We start from the raw sequence: 20,133 nt of genomic DNA, 5'->3' as shown, positions 1-20,133 counted from the left end.
TATCGAATTAATTACAACAATTACGTCTCTCTAAAAGCTCTATTTAAGCTTTGCGTAAACGGCTCAAGTAAATAATCCATTGGCGTGCGAGACTCAATCAAGATCATCACCTCTGCCTGCATCCCTGGATATAAGGATTTCCCATTGAGAGCCTCATTTACATCATCAACAATAACAGTCGCTTTGTAGAACGCCTCACCTGTACGATCATCTGTAAATCTATCAGCAGACACTTTTATAACCTTAGCCTGTGCTGGCTGATGATTTCTGCTATTAAAAGCGGTAAACCTAACGTGTGCAGGTAATCCGGGGCGAACAACATCGATATCCTTCGGATTAATTCGCGCGTCTACAACCAATTGTTCGCCGGAAGGTACAATACCTAACACTTCAGCCCCTGGAGCAACCACGCCTGTTTCGGTATGAATCTGTAAACCAACAATGATTCCTGCTATAGGAGCTCTAATCTTGGTTCTGTCTAAAACATCCTTTGCAGCACGAAGCTTATCTTCCAAATCAAATAACTCTGTTTGTACAGTTCGAAGCTGCTCAACCACTTCATTTAGGTGTTCTGCATTTAAGGTACTAATTCTTAGCTCAGTTTCACCGATTCCTTTTTCCGTGCGAACGATTGCAGCTAAGTTTTTACTTCGCTCTCCTCTAACTCTGGCGGCATCCTTTTTTATAGCCAACAAACGCGACTTGCCCATAGACATCCCTTTTTGCTCTAGATAGTCATAAGCATCGATTTCCTCCTTTGCCAACAAGAGTTGCTCATATTGAGAGTGAACAGCGTTTTTGAGTCCCTTAATCTCTTCCTTAGATTGAGCAATGCGTTGCGCAAGAATCCCTTTTTTCTGTTCCAGTGATGCTCTGCGCGAGGAGAATATATTGGTTTGCGCCGTAAGGATTGCCTTAATATTTTTGTTGCCAGAGTTAATCAGGCTTTCTGGATACTTAACTTCTGATAAATCATCTCTTTCAGCTACCAGCCTTGACTGTAAGGCTATAGATGACCAATACCTATCCTCAATCAAAGACAAACTTGCTTGTGCTTGCGTATCATCAAGGCTCACCAGTATCTGTCCCGTTCTAACCTGATCTCCATCTTTAACTAAGATCTTTTTTACAATTCCCCCTTCTAGGTGCTGCACTATTTTTTGTTTGCCCTCTGATCCCACCTCACCTGTTGCAATAGCTGCACTGTCTAATGGAGAAAGTATTGACCAACCTAAAAACAAACCGAAAAAGGTAACAACAACGCAAAAACCTGCCACTGTATATTTCGATATTAATGAAGAAAGCTCTTTATCCATCACCGTCTCCCTACTTTTGAATCGTGTATGAAATAGCAGTTTTTGCAGACTTACCGATAGGAACAGCATTATTTCTTGGTGTACTTACACTAGCCGGTTGCACTTTCAATACTTCATCTCGTGGGCCAAAATTGGCAACCATTCCCTCTTGCATAAGCAATACAAGATCAGCATGTTCCAATACGGAAGGCCTGTGAGAAATCACTACAGTGGTAATATTCTTCTCTTTAACGGCTTTCAGAGCCTTCATTAGCGCACCTTCACCCTGCTGATCCAAGCTGGAATTGGGTTCGTCCAGTACAAGTAACTTAGGCTCCCCATATAAAGCTCTGGCTAAACCTATACGCTGTCTCTGCCCGCCAGACAATGACATACCATGACTGCCGATCTGGGTATCATATCCTTGCGGAAGGCGCATGATCATTTCATGCACCCCTGCCATTTTAGAGGCATTTATTATCTGATCAGTAACGCCATTGGCCATTCTGGCAATATTTTCTTTCACTGTACCTGCAAACAGCTCAACGTCCTGAGGTAGGTACCCTATATGTTTGCCTCTATCATCAGAGTGCCACATGGACATATCCATACCATCTAAACGAGCAAAGCCAGAATTGGGTTTCAGATTGCCTAATAAAAGTCGTACAAGTGTTGTTTTGCCTGAGCCAGAAGGCCCCATGATTGCCAATAGCTGTCCGGGGCCAACCCTGAAGCTAATTCCTTTCAAATATGCCTGTTGAGAACCTGGAAATGCGTAACTTAGTCCCTCAATAGATAGTTTGCCTTCAGGGTTAGGCAATTCCATTTGATCGTCATAAGCAGGGGTAGCTAGAAGTTGTTGTTTTACCCGAATGTAGGCGTCCCAAGCTGAAGTAGCAGAACGCCATGAATTAATAGATTGTTCAACAGGCTGTAATGCTCGGCCCACAAGAATAGACGCAGCAATAATAGCCCCAGCAGAAATTTCACCATTTATAGCAAGTAACGCTCCCATACCCAGAATCGCGACTTGCAGCCCCAAACGAATAAAACGACTTACAGCTCCTAACCAACCGGTAAACCCCAGAGCGCGCTGCTGACTATTAGAAGATTCATCATTCATTTTTTGCCATGAAGAGACTATTTGAGGGACCATTCCCATCGCTTCAACAACGTCTGCATTTCTTGATACTGAATCTGAAAAACCATACGCTCGTGCGACTAAAGCATTCGAGTTCTGCTGATATTTTCGGGTCAGTAACTCATTAACTACGGCAATCATAAAAATAAATAGCGCCCCTCCTAGAGCAAGGAGTCCCAAAATGGGATGTAACAAATAGAGCACTAATAGATACAAAGGCATCCAAGGAACATCCATTAACGAGAACATCGAGTTTCCAGTAATGAAACTCCTCACTGTTCCCATATCTCTCAATCCCTGACCTGATAATTCAGATTTAGTTTGTAAACTTATTTTTACTACTGAAGGTAATAACAAGCTTGAAACTTTTTTATCCATCCAAAGGCCTGTTTTAACTGCTATAGCAGAACGAATTGCCTCAAGCAGGCAGAGACACAAAATTGCTGAGATAACAATGATTGTAAGGAAAAAAAGCGTATCCAGACTACGACTACTCAAAACGCGATCGTATACCTGAAGCATGTAAAGGGGGGATGCCAATAAAAGCAAATTGATAAAAAAACTCAAAACCAAAGAGAAAATAATTGCCTTTCGTACTGATAAAATTATTTTTAACACTGGATGGTTCATCCTAAACACACTCATTATTACCAACTAGATGGTTTGCTATTTTTTAAGTAACTAGAGCCGCTGATATCTCAAGCGGCCCTAAATTACTTTAATCAAGCAACAAAAATATCATAAGAGAACAGCCCATCACCTCCGTCACTGCCACTAGCATAGTTAGTAACAATTACCGTATATTCACCATCAGCAGCTAGAGTAAAGGTTTCATGTGGATCACCATATGGACCGGGGCTATAGATTTCATCATCAGAGAAATTCACAACGCCTGGATCAGAATAGTCAATACCTGCGTTAGAGCCACCAGAGAAATATGTAGATGGGTCCTCAATTGTTCCCTCTACAATCCAAAACGCTGGATCATAATTCAGTTCAGTACGTTCAACAGTGATCGTTATTGTGTCACCAGCATCCCCACTGACCTGCCAATAATCGCTTGTTGTTGGACTTGGGTCATACCAATAACCACTACTTGATACAAAACCACTCCCTGATTCACCCGCATTCAATGATCCTTCATAATGATCAGGCAGGCCGAAACTCACATCGATATTATCAATACTTGATGTTGAAGATGTTTCAAAAGTAGCCCAAGTAATACCTGTCAGATTCACTTCTACATCGGTTCCTGTTAAACCACCTGAACTCCAACTTCCATTATCTGTGACAATTGAAAAACCACTGTTATAAATGATATCTAGAGACAACAGATCAAATGTCTCACCTCCAGCAGTCATCGTAATGTCGTTGTCTCCAGCATTATATCCACCATCGTGCCAAGACAAGACTCCAGTACCATCTACATGATTTCCTGTGGCGGTAAAGCTAAAACCAGCTTCGTCATAACTAAATGGAACACCATTGTTATAATCTTCAAAACCTATTAAAGAATCGAATGTTATAGTTGCATCACTTGGGGCCGTATCAGTTACACCTAAAACTTCAATGCTTAAAGTTGCTGTAGCTGCCCCACCATTCCCATCTACGACTTCATAAACAACGCTTGTAGTGAAGCTTTCTCCATCATTTAGAGCCTGAAAATCCTCACTCGGGTCAAAGGTAAAAGAACCATCAGCCAACAATGTAAAAGTACCGCCATTATCACCCGCTACATCAGTTTGAGGCGTAACTGTCAGAATGTCAGATGCATCTACATCTGAATCGTTGATTAGAACATTTCCAGATACAACTGTGTCCTCGTCGGTAGTGGCTAAATCATCCATCGCTACAGGCATGTCATTCACACCGTTAACCAACACACTCAAAATTGCCGTAGATGTTCCCCCATTACCATCGGAGATATCATACGATATGCTACTTGTCAGGCTTTCACCTAAAGCCAATGTCTGAAAATCAGAACTAGGATCAAAAGTAAAAGAACCATCAGCCAACAGTGTAAAAGTACCACCGTTATCACCCGCCACATCTGTTTGTGGAGTAACTGTCAGGGTGTCTGACGCATCTACATCTGAATCATTGGTTAAAACATTGCCAAAAACAGATGTATCCTCATCAGTTGTTGCAGCATCATCTGCAGCCACAGGCGCATCATTTACGCCATCAACCGTTAAGGTTAACGTACCTGTCACAACACTGCCGTTGCCATCAGTTACGGTATAAATAACGGAATCCGTAGCACTTTCACCTATAGCCAGATATTCGAATCCACCATTAGGATCGTAGTTAATAGAACCATCAAGATTCAGGGTAAACAGCCCCGTAGAGCCGGAAGTATCTAAACCGGTTACAGAAAGAGTATCGCCATCTAGATCTAGGTCGTTTGACAGAACATCAATATTTAATAGCGATGTATCTTCATCAGTAGAAGCTGCATCATCTACGGCAAGAACCGCATTGTTGCGGCCATCTAGATAGAAGGTGTAGTTAGTGAACTGAATCGCTTCGATATTTCGCAGAATATCAGTGCCATCATCTCCGGCATCAAGAATAATGGTATTACCTTTGCCGTCGGATAGTTCTAATACGCCATCGTCATTAACGTAAACCTGAACTTCACCATCGTAGTAAGCGATGTCAAAACCATCACCACCATTGATATAGTCGTCGCCAGCACCACCTTCTATGAGGTCATCGCCATCACCAGCATTAACTTTATCGTCCCCATCGCCAGCAAGAAGAACATCGCCTTCATCGCCGCCATTTATCTTATCATCCGAAGTTGTGCCTTCGATTAGGTCTGAATCATCAGTCCCTGTTAGTACTTGATCACTCATCATTAACTCCCAATTTTTATCCATATTTAGGTCATTAATGAGGCACTGGGGTAACCAGATCTTTAGGATGGATGTATTAAATCCAAGGGAACTTCTACTGCACATCCATGTCCTAGGCTCGGCCTCAAGCCAAATCGCAAATTAGCATATGCTGATTTTATTGATGCTACACTCTAGTTGAATACAAAAAAATGCAGACCTCACGAAAGCCACATATAACTAATTGTTTTTAAATACAAATATTTGCCCTCAATATAGCTATATTATTTTTTTTAATATTAAAACAAAAAAAGCAATAAACTTTTCATGTTTAAATAACAATGCCCTCACCTAACTTAACATTCACTCATTCCCTGAAAACCTCATAGGGAAAGCAAGTCTTAAAAGCAATCACTTAAAAAAGATAAAAACTCTAAGCCCTTCTTTCCAAAGCTATTCCTATAGCTACTGTGAAGTGAATTATTGGATAGGAATTCGAAAAAAGCCTCCCCCCAATTGAGTGGAATATTAAAACAAGTGTTTTAAGCAGTTTTTTTTCAGCTAAATAGCAAAAACGTAAAACGTCTAAGAAACCAGATAGTGTCTATAGTTTCATTGAAATAATGAATAAACACTCAATAGAAAAGGTAGGAACAAAGGAACTTTGTAATGGACTACCTCAAATTTAATGAACTCATAGAGTCCATCTACCAATCAGCAATTGATCCCGAATCTTGGGAAGAAACCCTGCTTCTGCTTAATAAGTACTTTAACTCTAATGCCACCGGAATATTTGTGAGTAACAACAACGCCCTAATGTCCACCCAGATACCATTTTTAGGTGTGAGCGAGGAAGCACTTTCAAGTTATAACAAAGACTATGCTCTCTTAAACCCAACCTTTGCTGAACTTGAAGACCTTCTACCTGGACATTTTTTTTCTGAACAGCTATTCAATCAGTTGAATCAGGATAGCGACTACTATCACAATACCGCCTTCTACAACGAATGGATGAAACCGCAAAACTTTGATCACACTTCAGGCGGAGTATTGATAGCAGAAAAAAACAATCTGGTTTGCTTTACCCAGATGCGATCCTTCGAACAGGGCAAATATAGCGATCAAGAAATACTGTTACAGAAGACCCTAAGCCGTCATATATGCCGTGCATTAGAAATGTCTTCTATGTTTCAAAAGCTCGAATATAAGTCTAGTTGTAGTAACTTACTGATAAAAAACATAGGGCTTGGTGTTGCGATCATCTCGAAACAGGGAGACTTAATTGAGATGAATGAAACCGCTAGAGATAGTTTTGATCGGTGCAAAAGTTTATTTATCCATAATGGCCGAATAACTGCCAAACTAGCAGAAGATCGAGACAAGCTTTGTAAATCATTAGAACAAATTCAATTACTTAGAGTTAGTAATAAAGAATTACCTGTTAATTTAAAATTAACTGATGCAAATAATTTTTTTATTAACCTTCTCCCTCTACCAATACAAGAACTTCCTCTATTTAATGATGCAGCAGCAATTGTGATCATCAAGAACAGTACAGCACCAACTCCAATTAAATTAACTCACCTTACCTCTTCATATTCCCTTACTAATAGTGAAGCCAGACTCGCTCAACAGTTAGCAGAAGGAACCGAACTAAAAAATGCAGCAAGAATCATAGGAGTCTCATATGAAACTGCACGGTGGTATTTAAAATCGATATTTGAGAAAACAGATACCCATCGTCAAACGGAACTGGTACTAAAACTAAATTCTGACCCTGTAGGAAAAGTTTAAATTTAGATCTATTACCCCCTCAGTATTTGGTAATGATTTATGCAAGCGAATCTTACATTTACCCGCATAACAAACATGGATATATCTAAAGCTGATTTGATAAATACTCCACCAGCATCCGCACCTTAGGGGAAAGATGGCGGTTATGAGGATACAAAGCCCAGATACCTTCAGGCTCAGGTTGGTAGGTCTCAAGCAGAGGCACTAACCTTCCTTGCTCAATATGTTCTTTCACGTAGTAATCTGGCAGTTGCACTATCCCCAGTCCTTTTAGCGCAGCATCTAACAGCGCTAAACCGCTATTGCAGCGGAATCTGCCTTTAATCCGTACTTCCCTCTCTTCGCTTCCATCCAATAAGCGCCAGTAATCCAATGTGCCTTTTAGGCAGTTGTGCTGTTCTAACTCAGAGATAGAGTCGGGGCGGCCATGGGCGTTGAGGTAATCTTTTGAGGCGCAGATAAACTGTTGTCTGGCACCGAGCCTTTTTGCAATCATGCTGGAGTCTGCCAATTTACCTAGGCGGATCGCTAAGTCGTAGCCCTCTTCCACCAGCGCCACTTTCTGGTTAGTTAGGTGGCATTCCACTTCGAGTTCTGGGTACTGCAACATAAAGTCGTTTAGCAGTGGGATAATTTTGGTTTCGCCAAAGGTGGTTGGGGCGGTCAGTTTTAGTTTTCCCTGTGGGCGACTTTGTAACTGGCTTAATGCTCTTTCTGCTTCGTCTAGGCCATCTAACAGTTGGCGGCAGTGTTGATAGTAGATCTTACCCTCTTCTGTAACTGATACCCTGCGGGTTGTGCGATAAAACAGTTTTGTCGCAAGGCGCTTTTCTAATGCGCTGATCTGTCGGCTCACTTGTGCAGTAGAGATACCTAAGCGCTGCGATGCTGTTGTGAAGCTTTCTGTCTCTGCTACGGCAACAAATTCGGTTACCCCCTCCCAGCCAAACATTATTACAACCTCGTAAAAGTATTTTCATATTTAGCTAGATTATAGCGATTTATGAAAAAACTATAATGTTTAGCACATTGATCCTTATTGATTAAAAACGCTGTCCTAAATAAAGAGTAGAGCCATGATTAAATCCAAAGCAGCCATCGCTTGGGGGCCTAACCAGCCACTATCCATCGAAGAAGTTGACGTAATGCCACCGCAAAAAGGTGAAGTGCTTATCAAGATTGTGGCGACAGGTGTTTGCCATACCGATGCCTTTACCCTTTCTGGTGAAGACCCAGAAGGCATCTTCCCTTCCATTTTAGGCCATGAAGGTGGCGGTATTGTTGAAGCCGTGGGCGAAGGTGTGACCAGTGTAGAAGTGGGTGATCACGTGATCCCGCTATACACACCTGAATGCGGCGAGTGTAAGTTTTGCAAATCTGGCAAAACCAACCTTTGCCAAAAAATACGAGAAACACAGGGTAAAGGCTTAATGCCCGATGGCACCACTCGTTTTTATAAAGATGGTCAGCCGATCTATCACTATATGGGCTGCTCTACTTTCTCTGAATACACAGTACTACCTGAGATCTCACTGGCGAAAGTAAACAAAGCGGCACCGCTTGAAGAGGTTTGCCTATTAGGCTGTGGCGTGACAACCGGTATGGGTGCGGTAATGAATACCGCCAAGGTTGAGGAAGGCGCAACGGTTGCCATCTTTGGCTTGGGCGGCATTGGTCTGTCTGCTGTGATTGGTGCAACCATGGCGAAAGCGAGCCGCATCATCGCCATTGATATCAACGAAAGTAAATTTGATCTAGCTAAACAGCTAGGCGCAACCGAATGTATTAACCCTAAAAACTACGACAAGCCGATTCAGGATGTCATCGTTGAATTAACCGACGGCGGTGTGGATTACTCGTTTGAGTGTATCGGTAATGTTGATGTGATGCGCTCTGCCCTTGAGTGCTGCCACAAAGGCTGGGGCGAGTCGGTGATTATCGGTGTTGCCGGTGCAGGTCAGGAGATCTCTACCCGTCCATTCCAGTTGGTGACTGGACGCGTATGGCGCGGTACTGCCTTTGGTGGTGTTAAAGGCCGCTCTGAGCTTCCTGACTACGTTGAACGCTACTTACAAGGTGAGTTTAAGCTGTCTGACTTTATCACCCACACCATGGGACTAGAGGACATCAACAAAGCGTTCGACTTGATGCACGAAGGCGAAAGTATTCGCAGCGTCATCCACTTCGATAAGTAATTGTCTTAAGTAACCCTAACCGAAATCCGCCCTAAGCCTATTCAGGGTGGATGTGAGTAAACTCAATGCAGATTGAAAATTTAGCTCAATTCAAAAGCTTTGGTGGTTGGCAGAAGCAGTATCAGCATGATTCCACCAGTTTAAGCTGCAGTATGCGCTTCTCTATTTTTCTTCCGCCGCAAACACTGGCTGGAGAGAAAGTACCGGTGCTGTATTGGCTATCTGGCCTGACATGCACCGATGAGAACTTTATTCAAAAAGCTGGAGCACAGCGTATTGCTGCGGAGTTAGGTATCGCCATTGTCACACCCGATACCAGCCCTCGTGGTGAAGGCGTAGCGGACGATCCCGGCTATGACTTAGGCATGGGTGCTGGCTTTTATGTCAACGCTACCCAAGCACCGTGGCAACAGCACTATCAGATGTACGATTACATTGTGACTGAGCTACCTGCCCTGATTGAAGCGAACTTCCCTGTCACAGAACAACGAGCGATTTCCGGCCATTCCATGGGTGGACACGGCGCGTTGATGATCGCTTTGCGCAATTCGCAGCGTTTCTCATCTGTGAGTGCATTTAGCCCGATTACCAATCCGATCAACTGCCCTTGGGGTCAGAAGGCATTTGGTGCGTATCTTGGTGATGATGTAGAGGTTTGGAAACAATACGATAGCTGTGAGCTGATTAAGCACGCTAATAACTTTATGCCGACACTGATTGATCAAGGTAAGAAAGATCAGTTTTTGGATGAACAGTTAAAACCGGAAGCGCTGTTAGCTGCGGCTGGGGATAACCCTGTGGAGCTGCGATTACACGATGGCTACGACCATAGCTATTACTTTATCGCCAGTTTTATAGAAGAGCATCTAAGGTTTCATGCAAAGCACTTTTAGACGTTAAAACTGTATTAGCTAAGATACGTTAGTGATTTGGTGGCGCTTGCGTATCTTAGTATCACATTACAGAGCTTTGATTAATTTACGTTTAAAACGCCTTCATCACTGTCGGCAAAGCGCAGTGCTATTGCTAGTAGATCGTCCTTAATTTCGATAAAGCAATCTACGAGTTCTGGGTCAAAATGATTGCCTCTGCCCTCTTCGATGATCGCCACTGCTTGTTCATGGGACATGGCATTTTTATAAACACGTTTTGAGATCAGGGCATCATAGACATCGGCGATCGCCATTAGCCTTGCAGAAAGCGGGATCTCTTCGCCTTTTAAGGCCTCAGGGTAGCCTGAACCATCCCACTTCTCTTGATGCGAGTAAGCGATCTCTTTTGCGACCTTCAAGAAATCCACTTCAACACCCAACTGAGCTTCCGCTTGTTCGATCGCTTCTTTACCTAGGGTGGTATGGCTTTTCATGATTTCGAACTCGTCATCCTCAAATGGCCCTGGCTTTAAAAGAATATGATCTGGAATACCGACCTTTCCGATATCATGCAAAGGCGCTGATTTGAACAGCACATCGATATAAGCGTCGGTTAAGAGTTCGCTGTATTTAGGTAAGAATCTGAGTTTTTCAGCCAAGGCACGAATGTAAAATTGCGTACGGCGAATATGGTTACCGGTATCGGAATCTCGTGTTTCCGCTAACGAGGCAAGAATAAGAATGGTGACATCCTGCACCATTGTCACTTCTTGAGTACGACGACGAACCTCTTTTTCTAAGAACTCATTTTTATCCGCTAAGAAGTCTTTTTGTGCTTTCAATTGCAAATGGTTAGACACCCTTGCCATCAGGATCTCTGGATTAACGGGTTTCGTTAGGTAATCCACCGCTCCTAATGCCAGTCCTTTGGTTTCATCGCGGCTTTCTGTTTTAGCTGTTAAAAAGATGATGGGAATATCTGCTGTGTTTTCCGTTTCTTTGAGGCGCTTACAAACTTCGTAGCCATCCATCTCGGGCATCATGATATCGAGTAGGATTAGATCAGGCGGGGTTGCCGAGTTGACTATATCTAGTGCTTTGGCGCCGGAGTTACTCACTTTAACACGGTAGTGATCTTTTAAAAGCGCAGACATAAGCGCCAGATTATCTGGCGTATCATCAACAACAAGAACAGTAGGTTTTTCTACCCACTGAGACTGCGTCTTGCTCATTTACGTACTCCATCATTGCTTAATAAAGCGTTGGATTATGCAAATATGTCTTTCTAGCAGGCCGTTTAAAACAGTATAGCTACACCCTTAACTGGGACTAACTACAGCCAAACACTTAAATATCTAGAGATTGTTGATAGCCTCTTCCATCTCCGAAAGACGTTCTAATGCCAGATCGAAATCAAACACGTTAATCGCCTTCGCAACTGGCTCAAGTAGCTCTAAAGCCTTGCCACCTAATTCACTCTCAAGGGCTTCTATAACCTCAAGCGCTTCACTATCACTCTCTAAAAGGTAATTTCGTAATTTAGGGATAGATGCAATTAGTTTTTCTGCATTACAGTTTTGACCTGATGCCAAACTAGCCGTAGCTATAAGACCTGATGCCTCTATATTTTCCACGACTAACGCGGCCTCTTCAGCAACGTCTTTAACAGCGCCTTGAATGTCAGCCACTTTAAAGTTTGCTTCGGCGCATAAGCTTTCTAACTCTTCTGCTAAAACTTCCAACTCTGTGGCACCAATGGTTGCAGCAGCGCCTTTCAAAGTGTGGGCACAGCGCATCGGTGCGGTAGGATCTTCATCTTCAATCGCTGCGGTGAATTGAGCATCAAAATCTCGGTGGTGCTCATAAAACCCTTTTAACATTTTAAGATAGAGCTCTTGGTTTCCCCGCATACTGGAGAGTCCCTTGGCTGTATCAACGTGAGGTATTACTGGAAAGTCTAAGTCTTGGGTAACCGGAGCAGACTCGATAACACGAGAATTACGTTTTGATACACAGGCCCAACGCTCAATGGTTGCATACATCTGATCAATATTGATCGGCTTACCAATATGATCATTCATGCCCGCATTCAGCACTCGCTCTTTATCGCTTGTTAAGGCATTGGCGGTCATGGCAATAATTGGCAGGTGTTTCACTTTCTCCATCTGCCGTATTCTTTCGGTTGCCTGAAAACCATCCATCACCGGCATCTGGCAATCCATCAATACAATGTCGAAATTTGTTTCCATCGATAAGATATCAACAGCTTCCTGACCATTATTAGCAACCTTTACGCTGATTTTTGCTTGCTCTAATAGCTCTGTAGCCAGCTCTTGATTCATCTCGTTATCTTCAACTAACAAGACTGAGAGCCCGGCTAGATCAACACGTTCTTTTTCTTTCACAGCAGAGCGGTGATTTTCGACCACTGTGCCTTTGTTCAGCGATGTGCCTATGGCTTCAAGCAAGAACGAGGCAGTCACAGGTTTGGTCAGAACAGATTCTATCTCCACCCCGCGTTCGCTTGCTTCATCGATAGCATCCTCACGGCTATAACCAGTCACCATAATGGCGGGCGGACAGATAACGCTCTCATTATTCATTAATTCATACAGAGTGGTGACTCCATCTTTTTGCGGCATTTGCCAATCGATTAATAAGAGGTCATAACGATTTTCAGAGGATTGATGTTCAATAATGATCTGCTCTGCTTCATCACCATCGCTGGCAGTGTCAGCCTGCATACCAAAACTGTTAATAAGATTAGCGATAATGTCGCGAGCAGCAGCATTATCATCAACCACCAGCACTTTGACGCCATCAAGCTCTTCTGCATGGAACATTCGGCGATGCATAGGATCTTTTTGTAAGCCTAAACGCGCCGTGAAATGGAACGTAGTGCCTTGACCGACTTCACTTTCCAGCCAGATCTCACCCTCCATCAGCTCGACTAGCTTTTTGGAAATTACTAGGCCTAATCCAGTACCGCCATATTTACGGGTGGTTGAAGTATCGGCTTGAGAGAAGCTCTGGAACATTTTGCTTTTCTGCTCAAGGGTCATGCCTATGCCAGTATCTTTAACCGCACAATGGAGGGTAACGTGCTTGGACTCCATCTTTTCCACATGGATGCTGATTACAATCTCGCCCTCGTCAGTGAACTTCACAGCATTGTTGGCAAGGTTAGTCAGTATTTGGCCGAGTTTTAGTGGATCACCAATCAAAGCGGTAGGGATATTAGCAGGGCTATCAAACAGCAGTTCTAAGCCCTTCTCTTCCGCTTTCATGGCAAGAATGCTGGCGATGTTTTCCATCACATCATCAAGGTAGAACTCGGTCGATTCGAGTGTCATCTTGCCTGCTTCAATTTTAGAAAAGTCTAAGATTTCATTGATGATCCCAAGTAGGTTTTCCCCTGCGCGATTGACCTTCTCGATGTAATTTCTCTGTTTAGTATTCAACTCAGTTTGCAGGGCAAGATGGGACATGCCGATGATGGCATTCATCGGTGTTCTGATTTCATGGCTCATGTTAGCGAGGAAATCACTCTTAGCTTGGGTTGCCTCCTCAGCAAGCTCTTTCGCTTTTAGCATCTCCTGTTCAGCCGCTTTACGCTCAGCTATGTCACGAAGGCTGACAATCAGAGCGGGCTTATTCTTTAAGCTGATAGGTACTAAAGAAACTTCACAAGGCACCTCTTTACCTGATGTGTTTTTGTGAACCCAATCAAATTGGTGAGGCTCAGTTCCAAACAGAGCGAGTTCCATGTGCCGCTCTATCTCTTGAGATGAAAGTAATCCGTCTGGTTGATATTCAGGGGATAGCATTTCAGGTGTGCATTTTAGTAGTTCATTAACATCATCAAACCCAAAGATATCTGCAGCTCTTCTGTTCGCATGGATAAAGCCCTCTTTTGGACTTAGAACCAGAAGGCCATCGCTGGAGTTTTCAAAATAAGCATTCACTTTCTCTTCGGTTTCTTTTCGATCAGTTATGTCTTCAAGCATCCAAACGGTGCCTTTAGACATATCATCGGCGTCACGAACTTTGCCGCTCAAATGACACCAAAACAGGGTGCCGTCAGCTTTAACCATCTGCACTTCTTGTTGATGAACCTTACCTTTCGCAAGTTCGCCGTAGGCATACTCACCGATATAGTTGAACGTTTCCTCATCTGGGTACCATTGCAGGGTGCTGTGCCCCATAAGGTCTTCCATAGGACGTTCAAACAGCTCTGAGAGTTTATTATTCGCTTGCTGAACCACACGGTCCTTGAGCAGTACGATCGCCCTTGTCGCCGACTCTAGGATCGCTTTCTGCTCAATAGCTGCCTCATTAAGAGCATCTTGCGCTTGTTTTCTTTCCGTAATATCACGGTAAACAACCACCGCACCGATAATTTTATCGTCACTAAAAATTGGCGTGGATGTGTATTCAATCGGTAAGGAATGACCCTGTTTATGCCATAAGACTTCGTCTTCACTAGATCGAGCGACACCATCAGTAGCCGTATGGCAGATGCTATGTGAATCCTCAGCATAAGGTTTCCCATCTTCATCGGCATAATGAACCAGTGTTTGGAAGCTTTGACCTAAAAACTCTTCCTCGGTAAACCCTAAATAGTCATAAGCAGCTGGATTGGCAAAAGTGATTCGCCCCTCGGTGTTTAATCCCACGATGCCGTCTTTTACTGATTCAAGAATTAGACGGCTACGTTTTTCTGCCGACTTAATCTCTCTCTGCTGCCCTTCCATCTCCGCCGTTTGCTCTTCAAGCAATGTTGCTTGGCGTTCCATTTTTTCAGCTTGCTCACGGCTCTCATTAAGCAATAGCTGGGTTTTATTACTCCTTTCAATGATCTCTAAATTCATGGCCAATATAGGCAGTAAACCCTCGATAAAGGCTTGTTCTGTTTGGCCAAATTCAACAAAGCTAGCGAGCTCAACCACCGCAAGCAGTTTGTTATTGTGGATCACAGGGAAAACAGAGATATTCTTAGGCTTCGCTTCGCCGACACCCGAGCTGATCTTGATATAGTCTTCTGGTGGGTCAGTTAAAATAATAGGGGCCATCTCTAAAGCACACTGACCAATCAACCCCTCACCAACAGCAATAGTCTGCTTAAGAAATTTGCGCTCTCTAAATGCATATCCCTCTAATAGCTGAAGTGCTTTCTCCTGCTCGTTAAATAGATAGAAAACGCCGTGGCCTAGATGAATCAAAGGCGCGATCTTTTGCAAAAACGATTTAGCCAGCTCATTGGTCGTTCTTATCTGCTGGAGCTCAGCACTGATCTCCGAAATATTAGTTTTGATCCAGCGCTGGTTTTCAACTTGTAACAGTTCATCTCGCAGCTCTGTAGCCGCCTCAAGCAACTCTTTAATCTCTTGAGGCTGACCAGCTTTAGAAATCTCCTGTTGGGCCGTCTTCTTATTAGCTAAAGCGGTTAAGGTTCTTTTCACCAATCCTATCGGTCTAAACATCGCCTTGAGTGTGGCTGAAACCATCAAGAAACTAGCAATTACGACGAAAACTAAGAGCAAGCCTCCTTGGGTATTAAAGAGCTTTTCTTGCTCTTCTGCGTGAGTTAGTAGGTCTCCTTTAACACCTAGGAGCTTCTTTCTGAATTCTGCAGCAACTGAATCTACTTGCTTGTGATATTCCTGCACACCCAGTGCTTTCACATAGAACTGCTTAGCATCGGAAATGCGATCTTCCTCTAGGAGGCTCTGAAAGTGTCTTAACTGTTGGCTATATAGCGTAAAGTGATGAAACAGCAGCTTATTAAATTCGGATAGGCCTTCTCGACCCGAGAGTGAAGGCGCGATAGATAAGTTAAAGATCTGTTTGGTCTCTTGCAGAGCGGTATAAGCTTCGAGGTATCGGTCCTGATCGATTGGATAGGACACCAGCATTTCTGCACTGATTAACTCGATCCGAGAAAGGTTATATCTAAACTCATCAACCGCATGCAGGCTGTTACTTAAATGCTGCACCTGACCGTGGAGTCTATTTTTTTCTGTATAGTGCCAGTAAAGAAAGGCAGAGAGCGTAATACCAATACTTAGAACAATAAAAAACGCCCAACGCACGCGAGCTTTTAACGAAAAACCACGCAGAAACGACAACAATTTATACATCGGCACACTCTTCTTATGTCACAGACTCAGCGAGTAATCGCTGTTAAGCACATAATCAAAGCGTAGATATAATTTCAGTTTTTTCGAGTTTATTCTGGAATTAAGCCTCAATTAAAATCGATAAACCTATCCTTAAGCATCGTCATTACTTATTGATTTTAAAGAAGTCATAGAAACAGGACAGCGTTCACTATCAAAAGCGCCGCCCCCTAAACGAAGGTTTGAAAGCAAAAAACTTAGAGATAGAAAAAGTGCGCGTTATGAATAAGCTTATTTTTCAAGACTGCTGTGAAGAATGCCGATCCAAACACTTGTTGACAGAAAACCATTAGTCCAACTTTGCCATTTAGGGGATAGACCCTTTAACTGCATCTGGCCCAAGTTCATCCCTTTATCTTGCATCGCTTTTACTTCAGCCAACGTGCCTTCCAGCATCATTTTAAATGTCTTCAATTCAGCTTTATTTGATACAGGGCCATGACCTGGGATAACAATGGTTTTGTCATCAATGAGTTCAAGCACCTGACCCACATTCTCTGCCATGCGGGCAACATTACCGCCATTCTGGATATCTACGAACGGGAAAAAGCCATTGAAATAAAGATCACCCATATGGACGGCATTGGCCTTTTTGAAGAAAACGACAGAATCGCCATCGGTATGACCACCAGCTAGATGAAGTAACTCGACCTCTTCATCATTAATGTAGAGCGTCAGTGCTTGTTGATAGGTAATAGAAGGCAGCGCATGTTCGGGATAAGGCTCCGTTTTCATATTGAAGAGCTTAACCTCTTGAGAGGTAAGCAATCGCTCACGAACATTATCATGCGCAATGATCGTCGCATGATGACCAAAATGGTGATTACCCTCTGTGTGATCGCCATGCCAGTGGGTGTTGATAATGTAAGTCAGCTTATCTTCACCGCCAAACTTTTGCAGGGTCTTCTGTAATGCTGGTGACATCGAACGGTAATCGTCATCGATCATCAACAAGCCTTGGTTGCCCGTTAACAACCCAATATTGCCGCCCTTTCCTTTCAACATCGAAATGTTCTCGGTCAAGGTCTGCACTTTATACTTAGGGGATTGTTGGTGGTGATTTTCAGCACTAACAGGCATCGCAATGCTCATACTAAGCGCAATAGCTGTGACAAGACACTTAACCAACATCAACTTTTCCTTATGTAACATTACGATCCAATTTGGATTCCATACTGGAAACTAACTATAGCTCATTAATGATAACGATACTCAATAATGGACCAAAATATTGATCTAGTCCCGACTAAACCAACCGCTTCGTAATTGGTTTGAGTGGAAACTCCAAGCCACAAAACGAGTAAGTTTTTGCCCTTGATACATCTCAATAGTGATTACTTTTTTAGCTTTTACATTTTTTAAAGCTTGGTAAACCATGGGCAGGTTATCTTTTTTGGATATCAAGCAGGTAAACCAAAGTGACTGCTCAGCAAATTCAGCACTTTCCTTGATCATCTGACGTACAAAAGCAATTTCCCCGCCTTTGCACCACAATTCTGCTCCTTGCCCAGCAAAGTTTAGTACTTGATCATTACCGGAAGATGTCTGTTTGCCACGATTCAAATTTCTAATCTTCCGTTTAGTCCCTGCTGTCGCTTCTTGAAGCGATGCATGGAACGGCGGATTGCACATAGTAAAGGCAAAGCGATCAGACGGTTTAATGATCTGCTGAAAGACCTGCTGAGAAGATGGTTGTAGTCGACACTTAAGCTTCCCTTTCAAAACCGGATTGGCTTTGACGATCTGTTCCGCGCAAGCAATAGATACAGGGTCAATATCACTACCGACAAACTTCCAACCGTAACTCTGACTGCCAATCAATGGATAGATACAGTTAGCCCCTGTACCTATATCTAGACCCTGAACTTGAGCACCTACCGGCACTTTACCGCCATTCGATTCAGCCAAAAGATCGGCAATATAGTGAAGATAATCAGCACGACCTGGAATTGGCGGGCAGAGATAACCTTCAGGAAAATCCCAAAACTGAATATTATATTCAGTGCTTAATAACGCCTGATTGAGTAGCTTTACCGCTTTAGGCTCTGCAAAGCGAATAGAGGTTTCGCCTCTTGGCGTTTCATAGGTGTATTCAGCTAACTCAGGAAACGCTTTAACCAAACGAGGAATATCATAAGGTGCCGCATGCGGATTGCGCGGATGCAAACTAGATTTTCGTTTGGTCTTTTGAGTAGGCGTTTTTGAAGATGAATTGTTTGATCTAGCCACAACGATGCCAGTAGAAGATGGAAAGCAGGAATTGTAACAAGATTATTGAGTTACTAGTTAAACAGCGAAAATAAAAGAAAGCCAACCCTTACCTTTCACAGACCCCGACGTATGTTCCCGGTAAGGACTGGCATCTTTCCAGCGAAAAGAGATCCTCTCTATAAATTGGATACCATGCGAACACGATATTCGTTAGCGACAATGCGCCATTGTGGGACCTCATCCATAACACCCACTTGATCTAGGTAGCGTAGCGATAAGCTACTCGCCAGATCACATTCTCCTGCCACATCAACTGATGGAAGCATGGCATCCGCAACATGTACTGCAGTTAACGGACTAAATTCTGTTGACGAAGATAGATGAGGGACATGGTGTAACATGACTGCCTCAACAACCTGCGGTGGTAGATTCCATAGTGCCAATAAGGCTGCTGCAACTTCACCATGGAAGAATCCAAATGCCGCTTTTTCAACTAAATAAATTGGCTTTTGTTTTTTAACGGCATAGTTAATCAATTTTTTATACTGTGCCGGATCATGAGCAGCCATAATCATGACACCTAGATCGTGTAACAAGCCAGCCAAGAATGCTTGATCCTGCACTGCCTTGCTCGCACCTGCTCTTCTGGATAACGCTTGAGCTAAACGTGCCACCAATAAAGAACGCTGGCCCATTTTCTCAAAGGAGAACTGATTCCAATCATCTCCCTGCTTAAATTGCTTATTTAACTGGCTGCTCAAAGCCATACTTCTAAGGTTTCGTACCCCCAGTAAAGAGATTGCTTCTCTCAGATCAGAAATCTGGCGATTGAAACCAAAGAAAGCCGAATTAACCTGTTTCATGATCTGCGCAACAACCGATGGGTCCTGCTCAATAATCTCACTAATCTCAGTTAGATCAGCAACATCTGAGTTAACCGCTTCAGTCAGTTGGCGATACATACTGGGTGGAGATGGCAAACAACCCACTGTAGATACATACGCCTGCAAAGAGGAACGGTTCAGCAATTTCACCAACTTAACCTGATATTCCAACTCCTCTCCAACTTGTTTGATAGAAACGTTGTTAGGATAGATTCGATGTGCAATTTCAGCAGCTTTTGCTTTATGTCCTGCATTCCAAAACTCAGCGCCTAGAAACACTCTAACAGCCTGAGGCTGAATGCGAGCTAACTTAGCCATCAATTCTATATCGACTACTGCACGCATAGAGCAAGGCAGGATAACCGCATCAAATGTGTTTTGTTCTAACTGGTCGATTAAGCTCTGTTTAGAATCTAAACGCACAAACGCCCAATTAAATTCAGATCCCTCTATCTCACGACTCCAGCCCGCTAAGCTGCCCTGTTCGTCCAGCATCGCGATTCTAAATTTTTGTGAAGAGCCTTTGTTGATAGTGCTCATAAGGTTTACCTGCACATTTTTCGATTAATCATTACTGCTGTTACCAATCACTGTCGCTCTATATGCCTCAGTAACTGTGGATACCTTAATCCTAGTGCCAATTAACCTTATTAAAAGCGCGTTTTTAGTAAAATTTTATCTATTTTGTACATAATTTTTTGAACATTGTTTTAAAAACACCTTAA

At 43.1% G+C, this 20,133-nt stretch carries 12 protein-coding genes; 3 read left to right on the top strand and 9 right to left on the bottom strand.

Annotated elements, in window-relative coordinates; translation table 11 throughout:
* Positions 1–20: 20 nt before the first annotated feature.
* The 3 genes from ACMXYW_RS05250 to ACMXYW_RS05240 all read right to left on the bottom strand — a co-directional run bounded on the left by ACMXYW_RS05250 (position 21) and on the right by ACMXYW_RS05240 (position 5,294).
* The gene (locus tag ACMXYW_RS05250; RefSeq protein WP_415905473.1) at positions 21–1,316 is read right to left on the bottom strand and encodes an HlyD family type I secretion periplasmic adaptor subunit; all 1,296 of its coding nucleotides are present in this window, start codon (positions 1,314–1,316) and stop codon (positions 21–23) included.
* 10 nt (positions 1,317–1,326) lie between these two features.
* Positions 1,327–3,054 (bottom strand): type I secretion system permease/ATPase, encoded by a 1,728-nt coding sequence (locus ACMXYW_RS05245; RefSeq protein WP_415905472.1) that lies wholly within the window; start codon positions 3,052–3,054, stop codon positions 1,327–1,329.
* 104 nt (positions 3,055–3,158) lie between these two features.
* A complete protein-coding gene (locus tag ACMXYW_RS05240) occupies positions 3,159–5,294 on the bottom strand; it encodes an Ig-like domain-containing protein (protein ID WP_415905471.1) in 2,136 nt (711 codons plus the stop codon).
* A gap of 648 nt (positions 5,295–5,942) precedes the next feature.
* On the opposite strand from ACMXYW_RS05240, the gene ACMXYW_RS05235 reads away from it, so the two are divergent.
* The gene (locus ACMXYW_RS05235) at positions 5,943–7,067 is read left to right on the top strand and encodes a helix-turn-helix transcriptional regulator (RefSeq protein ID WP_415900523.1); all 1,125 of its coding nucleotides are present in this window, start codon (positions 5,943–5,945) and stop codon (positions 7,065–7,067) included.
* Positions 7,068–7,152: 85 nt separating this feature from the next.
* Here ACMXYW_RS05235 and ACMXYW_RS05230 read toward each other — a convergent pair whose 3' ends face one another.
* Positions 7,153–8,019, bottom strand: coding sequence for a LysR substrate-binding domain-containing protein (locus ACMXYW_RS05230; protein WP_415905470.1), 867 nt, complete (start codon positions 8,017–8,019; stop codon positions 7,153–7,155).
* A 124-nt stretch (positions 8,020–8,143) separates the two neighbouring features.
* Here ACMXYW_RS05230 and ACMXYW_RS05225 point away from each other — a divergent pair, with 124 nt between their 5' ends.
* Together ACMXYW_RS05225 and fghA are read left to right on the top strand one after the other, a co-directional pair.
* A complete protein-coding gene (locus ACMXYW_RS05225) occupies positions 8,144–9,262 on the top strand; it encodes an S-(hydroxymethyl)glutathione dehydrogenase/class III alcohol dehydrogenase (protein WP_415905469.1) in 1,119 nt (372 codons plus the stop codon).
* 65 nt (positions 9,263–9,327) lie between these two features.
* On the top strand, positions 9,328–10,155 hold the full coding sequence (gene fghA / locus ACMXYW_RS05220) for an S-formylglutathione hydrolase (RefSeq protein WP_415905468.1): 828 nt from the start codon (positions 9,328–9,330) through the stop codon (positions 10,153–10,155).
* Between the two features lie 80 nt (positions 10,156–10,235).
* Here fghA and ACMXYW_RS05215 read toward each other — a convergent pair whose 3' ends face one another.
* The 5 genes from ACMXYW_RS05215 to ACMXYW_RS05195 all read right to left on the bottom strand — a co-directional run bounded on the left by ACMXYW_RS05215 (position 10,236) and on the right by ACMXYW_RS05195 (position 19,948).
* Positions 10,236–11,366 carry a response regulator gene (locus ACMXYW_RS05215; RefSeq protein WP_415905467.1) on the bottom strand — a complete coding sequence of 377 codons (1,131 nt, stop codon included), beginning with the start codon at positions 11,364–11,366 and terminating at the stop codon, positions 10,236–10,238.
* Positions 11,367–11,489: 123 nt separating this feature from the next.
* Complete coding sequence (locus ACMXYW_RS05210) at positions 11,490–16,274, bottom strand: response regulator (RefSeq protein ID WP_415905466.1); 4,785 nt, start codon at positions 16,272–16,274, stop codon at positions 11,490–11,492.
* A gap of 270 nt (positions 16,275–16,544) precedes the next feature.
* Complete coding sequence (locus ACMXYW_RS05205; protein ID WP_415905465.1) at positions 16,545–17,444, bottom strand: MBL fold metallo-hydrolase; 900 nt, start codon at positions 17,442–17,444, stop codon at positions 16,545–16,547.
* Between the two features lie 105 nt (positions 17,445–17,549).
* The gene (rlmF, locus tag ACMXYW_RS05200) at positions 17,550–18,542 is read right to left on the bottom strand and encodes a 23S rRNA (adenine(1618)-N(6))-methyltransferase RlmF (RefSeq protein ID WP_415905464.1); all 993 of its coding nucleotides are present in this window, start codon (positions 18,540–18,542) and stop codon (positions 17,550–17,552) included.
* 158 nt (positions 18,543–18,700) lie between these two features.
* Positions 18,701–19,948 (bottom strand): HDOD domain-containing protein, encoded by a 1,248-nt coding sequence (locus tag ACMXYW_RS05195; protein WP_415905463.1) that lies wholly within the window; start codon positions 19,946–19,948, stop codon positions 18,701–18,703.
* Between the last annotated feature and the right edge of the window lie 185 nt (positions 19,949–20,133).

Source organism: Neptuniibacter sp. QD48_55 (genome assembly GCF_047778115.1).
Classification (GTDB): Bacteria; Pseudomonadota; Gammaproteobacteria; order Pseudomonadales; family Balneatricaceae; genus Neptuniibacter.
The sequence above is the reverse complement of the archived record's forward strand: the minus strand, read 5'-3'. Positions and strand labels throughout refer to the sequence as shown.